1 protein-coding gene is annotated in these 1074 nt (G+C 68.1%); it reads left to right on the top strand.

Going from position 1 to position 1074, the window contains the following annotated elements; translation table 11 throughout:
* On the top strand, window positions 1–1074 hold a 1074-nt coding region (locus tag VFQ05_09215), incomplete at both ends, for a discoidin domain-containing protein (GenBank protein HET9326937.1).

Here is a 1074-nt window from a genome sequence, read left to right as displayed (position 1 = left end):
TCCGACACCGGCGCCAAGGGAAAGGCGCTGCGCATCGACTTCGACTTCGCGCACGGCGGAGGCTACGCGGTGGCGCGGCGCGATGTGGATCTCACGCTGCCGGACCGGTACGCGTTCGTGGTGCGCCTGCGAGGCGAGTGCAGGATCAACAATCTCGAGATCAAGCTGGTGGACTCGACGGGAGCGAACGTGTGGTGGTGCAATCGCCGCGATTTCGTCTTTCCACGTGACTGGATGACGCTCACCACCCGCAAGCGGCAGATCAGCTTCGCGTGGGGGCCCATCGGCGGTGGCGAGATCCGGCGGGTGAATGCGATCGAGTTCGCCATCACCGCGGGGCAGGGTGGCAAGGGGTCGGTGTGGATCGACCAGCTCGAGCTGAAGGAGCTGCCGCCGCCTTCCGACCAGCCGCCACAGGCGAAGGCATCGTCATCGGTTCGGAGTCACGAGCCGGAGAAGGCGCTGGACGGCGACGCCAAGACGTCCTGGTCCAGCGGAGACAAGGACCGGCGGCCTTGGATCGTGCTCGACTTCGGCGGCGAGCGGGAGCTTGGCGGCCTCGTGCTGGACTGGGCCCCCGGCCGGCATCTGAACGAGTACGCGGTCGAAATCCCGGCCGAGGGCGATGCGTGGCGCATGTTGCGAACCGTCGAAGGGAATGGCGGCCGGGACTACATCGCGCTGCCGGAGACGGACGCGAGCGCATTGCGCATCCGCGCGCTCGAGGCATCGGGTGGCTGCGCTTTGTTCGAAGCGAAGGTGCAGCCGCTCGACTGGGCGGCGACGTACGAGAAGTTCTTCCAGGCGGTCGCCGCGGATGCGCCGCGCGGCAGCTACCCTCGCGCGATGGCCGGCGAGCAGTCGTACTGGACGGTGGTGGGACTCGACCGCGATCCCGACGAAGCGCTCATGAGCGAGGACGGAGCCATCGAAGCCGGCAAGCGCGGCTTCTCGATCGAGCCCTTCCTGCTCCTCGACGGGAAGCTCCGGACCTGGGCGGACGTTCGCACCACGCGGCGGCTCGAAGACGATGTGCTGCCGATTCCCACCGTGCGGTGGGAGGTGGACTCGGTG

Source organism: Candidatus Eisenbacteria bacterium (genome assembly GCA_035712145.1).
Taxonomy (GTDB): Bacteria; Eisenbacteria; RBG-16-71-46; order RBG-16-71-46; family RBG-16-71-46; genus DASTBI01.
This window is presented reverse-complemented; position numbering and strand designations above follow the sequence as displayed.